Source organism: Pantoea sp. EKM103V (assembly GCF_011800365.1).
Taxonomy (GTDB): Bacteria; Pseudomonadota; Gammaproteobacteria; order Enterobacterales; family Enterobacteriaceae; genus Pantoea; species Pantoea anthophila.
Window position 1 is genome coordinate 1 of the sequence record NZ_JAALFQ010000026.1, and the last position, 4,878, is coordinate 4,878.

Here is a 4,878-nt window from a genome sequence, read left to right on the forward strand (position 1 = left end):
TCAGAAGTGAAACGCCGTAGCGCCGATGGTAGTGTGGGGCCTCCCCATGCGAGAGTAGGGAACTGCCAGGCATTATATAAGTGAAGAAGCCCCGCACCGACGTGCGGGGCTTTTTTACGTCTGCCGATCGTGAAAAACCGCCTTCGGACCCCGAAAACTGCCTGAGAACACATCTCCGATACGGTAAACTACGGCCAGATAACTCAGTTAAGGCCGTCAAATGTCCAGCCAGCATCCCTCCTTAAAAGCCGACAATACACTTGGGCTTGAAGTACACACACAAAAACGCATCGTCGCTGAGACGCCTGCCGCCATTCTGGCTGCATGGCAGGCCAGCCAGCAGGATCAAACGCCTTTCCTTGTGCTCGGTGAAGGCAGCAATGTCCTCTTTCTGGATGATTTTGCCGGAACCGTGGTACTGAACCGCATTAAAGGCATCACCATTCAGGATGAATATGAGAGCTGGAAACTGCATGTCGGAGCCGGTGAGAACTGGCATGAGCTGGTCAAAAGTACCCTGGAAAAAGGGATCGCCGGACTGGAAAATCTGGCGCTGATCCCGGGCATGACCGGCTCGGCACCGATTCAGAATATTGGTGCTTACGGCGTGGAGTTAAAAGATGTCTGCGAATATGTGGATGTGCTTAATCTGCACAGTGGCGAAATAGAACGTCTGGATCGTGAAGCCTGTGAGTTTGGCTACCGCGACAGCATTTTCAAACACCGTTATCAGTCAGGCTATGTCATCGTCGCAGTCGGGCTATGCCTGCCTAAGCAATGGCAGCCTGTCCTGACCTATGGCGATCTGAAAACACTGAATCCTGCCATCGCCAGTGCCTGGGATGTCTATCACGCTGTGTGTCAGATGCGTCAGAGCAAGTTACCGGATCCGAAAGTCACCGGAAATGTCGGCAGCTTTTTTAAAAATCCGGTGGTGACGCAGGCGCAGTGCAGCGCTCTGCTGGCCCGGTTCCCCGCCATGCCGCACTATCTGATGCCAGAGGGTGAAACGAAGCTGGCAGCGGGCTGGCTGATCGATCAGTGCCAGCTTAAAGGCTATCGCATCGGGGGCGCAGCTGTTCATCAGCAGCAGGCTCTGGTGCTGATCAATGCTGACCATGCCCTGCCTGCCGACATCGTGGCGCTGGCCAGAGCGGTACGCGCCCGGGTAGGGGAGAAGTTTGATGTCTGGCTTGAGCCTGAAGTCCGGTTTATTCAGGCACAGGGTGAATGCAATGCCGTCGAGGTGATCGCATGAAAGACCACAATGTCCCGTTAAAGCTGGTCGATATTTTGTCTGACGGTGAGTTTCACTCTGGCGAGCAGCTGGGTGAGACGCTGGGAATGAGCCGGGCTGCCATCAACAAGCATATCCAGACACTGAAAAGCTGGGGACTTGATGTCTATACCGTCACCGGTAAAGGCTACAGTCTGCCTGCGCCAATCCAGCTACTGGATGAGCAGGCGATTCTCGCGCAGGTTGAGCAGGGCAATGTCTCGGTGATACCGGTGATTGACTCAACGAATCAGTACCTGCTGGAGCGCATGCATGACATGCCTTCTGGTGCTGCCTGTATTGCTGAATATCAGCAGGCGGGTCGGGGACGCCGGGGCCGTCAGTGGTTCTCTCCATTTGGCGCTAACCTCTATATGTCGATGTACTGGCGCCTGGAACAGGGCCCCGCAGCGGCGATGGGCCTCAGCCTGGTCATTGGTATCATCATGGCGGAGACATTACGCTCGCTGGGCGCAGATGAGGTCCGGGTAAAATGGCCGAATGACATCTATCTCAACGATCGCAAACTGGCGGGTATCCTGGTTGAACTGACCGGGAAAACGGGCGATGCTGCGCAGATTGTGATCGGTGCAGGTATCAATCTGGCAATGCGAACTGCTGACGCCTCCCAGATTAATCAGGGCTGGATTAACCTGCAGGAAGCCGGAGTAACGGTGAATCGCAACGAGCTGGCAGCTCGTCTGATTAATCGTCTGCGCGAGGCACTGCCACTCTTTGAGCAGGAGGGGTTAGCGCCCTTTGTGGCACGCTGGGCCGCGCTGGACAACTTCATTAACCGGCCTGTTAAGTTGCTCATCGGCGAACGCGAAGTGCACGGTATTGCGCGCGGTGTTGACAGCCAGGGGGGGCTGTTACTGGAACAGGATGGCGAAATAAAGGCATGGGTTGGCGGAGAGATATCGTTACGTCCTGTCTGAATAAAAAAAGCCTGCATGAAAGCAGGCTTTTTTTATCACTGGCGTTATTTACGCAGACGGACTTTATCAACAGCGTGATCGCCGCTTTTCGTCATAATCAGGCTGGCTCTCTCTCGTGTCGGCAGAATATTTTCCTGCAGATTAAGCCAGTTAATCTCTTTCCACAGGTTACCCGCTATCTCAACGGCTTCCGCCTCGGAGAGCTGGGCATAGTGATGGAAGTAGGAGTCGGGGTCGGTAAAGGCACCCTGGCGGAATTTCAGGAAGCGATTGATGTACCAGCTTTGCAGAAGATCTTCTTCTGCATCGACATAGATTGAGAAATCGACGAAGTCAGAAACAAAGACGTGATGGGGGTCATGTGGATAGTCCATTCCGCTCTGTAAGACGTTGAGCCCCTCAAGAATCACAATATCCGGCTGCTGTATAACTTTATCGCCATCAGGGATAACGTCGTAAATCAGATGCGAATAGACCGGAGCGGTAACCTGACTGGCTCCTGACTTTAAATCTGAGACGAAATTGACCAGCCGGTGCATATCGTAGGATTGCGGGAATCCTTTCTTCTTCATTAAGCCACGCTCTTTGAGCACGGCATTAGGATGCAGGAAGCCATCCGTGGTGATTAATTCCACCTTGCGATGTTCAGGCCAGCGGCTGAGCAATGCCTGCAATACACGTGCTGTCGTACTTTTACCGACGGCAACGCTACCTGCAATACTGATGATGTAAGGGATCTTCTGCCCGTTGGTGCCCAGAAACTGCTCCAGTACAGCCTGCCGACGCACATTTGAACTGATATAGAAATTAAGCAGGCGCGAAAGAGGCAGATAAATTTCTGCCACCTCTTCCAGAGAGAGGTCCTCGTTGATGCCTTTCAGCTGCGCAATCTCTTCCTCTGATAGCGTCATAGGAACGGAATCACGTAATGCCGCCCACTGCTCACGAGTGAATTCTAGGTAGGGCGTTGTCAGGGGAGTAGTTTTATCCATAAGCATGCATCTGACCGCAAATTCATTGCTATCACCGGCGTGTTATCCGATAAGCAGGACAACGCAGGTGATTTGAATCACGAATCGCTGGTTTATCAGTGAGAACAATGGGCTGGAGGGTATCACCAGTATGGCTTTTAACAGAAGTAAAAAGATAACTGTGATCTCGCTTTCGTCGGTATAGCCACAAAACGCGCCATTACCCAAGCCATTAACGACTTTATAACAGACAATAAGCCTGTAAAGCCGTTACAGGCGTCTTCCCGCCCATAGTGCGTAACACACTTGTTACCTGTCCCGGTGGCAATGCCAGGCATTAAGGCCTGTAAGGAAGCGAATGCGATATCCCCTCAATAAGCACACCATCCGGACCCTTCTGCCGGGCGCTGTTGAAGAAAAGGGATATTGTCTGCAGGAAATATCGGCCTGTGAGCTTAGCCTCTAACCCAAAATCATCCTGACGTGACGAAAAAAGCGTCAGTCAGCGCATGGGCAGGATCTTTTTTCAGGAATAAGCGAAATAATCGGCGTAAGAACGCTGGGGGCAGGCATCGTAAAAAGAGGGGCAGGGGGGGAGTGGAGCCAGAGTAAAGTCGAGAAAATAGGGCCTGGCTGGACAAATATTCCGCAGAAAACCACTAAAATGCGATGATTTGCACAAATAGTAAGCGATAGAAAAAAATATGCGATTTTTTAGTTGCATCCGAACGCCGACCTTCCTAGAATGCGCGTCACTTGATGCCGGCTTAGCTCAGTTGGTAGAGCAACTGACTTGTAATCAGTAGGTCACCAGTTCGATTCCGGTAGCCGGCACCAATCAAGTAGGTGGGATTCCCGAGCGGCCAAAGGGAGCAGACTGTAAATCTGCCGTCACAGACTTCGAAGGTTCGAATCCTTCTCCCACCACCATCCCGACCTCGCGGTTGGGTTCAGATAAACGGCCTGTTTATCTGTCAGGTGAGTCACTTCTCACCCTGAATTCAGACTGAGCGTTAGCGAAGTCAACGTCGGTCAGCTTCGCTGACGGACAGTAGGTAGCAGAGGCATTCTCTGTTATCTGCAAGCTACAGAAAGAACAGGTAGCCGAGTTCCAGGATGCGGGCATCGTATAATGGCTATTACCTCAGCCTTCCAAGCTGATGATGCGGGTTCGATTCCCGCTGCCCGCTCCAGATGTGCTGATATGGCTCAGTTGGTAGAGCGCACCCTTGGTAAGGGTGAGGTCCCCAGTTCGACTCTGGGTATCAGCACCACTTCCTTTAATCTCCCTCCTGATTTTCTCTGTAACTTCCTTGCAGTCAGGCATTGCCTGGTTAATGTGATGATATCATTGATATATCCGTGTCTTAGAGGGACTAGCGATGGCTAAAGAGCAATTTCAACGTAACAAACTGCACGTAAACGTGGGCACCATCGGTCACGTTGACCACGGTAAAACCACCCTGACTGCAGCAATCACTACCGTACTGGCTAAAACCAACGGCGGCCAGGCGCGTGCATTCGACCAGATCGACAGCACCCCTGAAGAAAAAGCCCGCGGTATTACCATCAACACCGCACACGTTGAGTATGAGACTGCTTCACGTCACTACGCTCACGTTGACTGCCCAGGCCACGCCGACTATGTGAAAAACATGATCACCGGTGCTGCGCAGATGGACGGCGCGATCCT

At 52.4% G+C, this 4,878-nt stretch carries 4 protein-coding genes and 4 tRNA genes; 7 read left to right on the forward strand and 1 reads right to left on the reverse strand.

The window, feature by feature from the left end; all coding sequences use genetic code 11:
- Positions 1 to 220: 220 nt before the first annotated feature.
- Positions 221 to 1,258: a UDP-N-acetylmuramate dehydrogenase gene (gene murB / locus HFD97_RS21850; RefSeq protein ID WP_167432536.1), complete on the forward strand. Its 1,038-nt coding sequence runs from the start codon at positions 221 to 223 to the stop codon at positions 1,256 to 1,258.
- Positions 1,255 to 2,214, forward strand: coding sequence for a bifunctional biotin--[acetyl-CoA-carboxylase] ligase/biotin operon repressor BirA (gene birA / locus HFD97_RS21855; RefSeq protein WP_046100986.1), 960 nt, complete (start codon positions 1,255 to 1,257; stop codon positions 2,212 to 2,214). Before murB ends, birA begins: the two co-directional genes overlap by 4 nt.
- A gap of 44 nt (positions 2,215 to 2,258) precedes the next feature.
- Here birA and coaA read toward each other — a convergent pair whose 3' ends face one another.
- Positions 2,259 to 3,206 carry a type I pantothenate kinase gene (coaA, locus tag HFD97_RS21860; protein ID WP_009092666.1) on the reverse strand — a complete coding sequence of 316 codons (948 nt, stop codon included), beginning with the start codon at positions 3,204 to 3,206 and terminating at the stop codon, positions 2,259 to 2,261.
- A 740-nt stretch (positions 3,207 to 3,946) separates the two neighbouring features.
- Between coaA and HFD97_RS21865 the strand changes: the two genes are divergently transcribed.
- From HFD97_RS21865 to HFD97_RS21885, 5 genes are all read left to right on the forward strand, one after another.
- Positions 3,947 to 4,022: transfer RNA gene (locus tag HFD97_RS21865), tRNA-Thr, on the forward strand.
- 8 nt (positions 4,023 to 4,030) lie between these two features.
- Positions 4,031 to 4,115, forward strand: a tRNA-Tyr gene (locus HFD97_RS21870).
- 188 nt (positions 4,116 to 4,303) lie between these two features.
- A tRNA-Gly gene (locus tag HFD97_RS21875) sits at positions 4,304 to 4,378 on the forward strand.
- Positions 4,379 to 4,383: 5 nt separating this feature from the next.
- Positions 4,384 to 4,459 (forward strand) — tRNA-Thr (locus HFD97_RS21880).
- A 108-nt stretch (positions 4,460 to 4,567) separates the two neighbouring features.
- On the forward strand, positions 4,568 to 4,878 hold a 311-nt coding region (locus HFD97_RS21885; protein ID WP_244319844.1), incomplete at its 3' end, for a GTP-binding protein.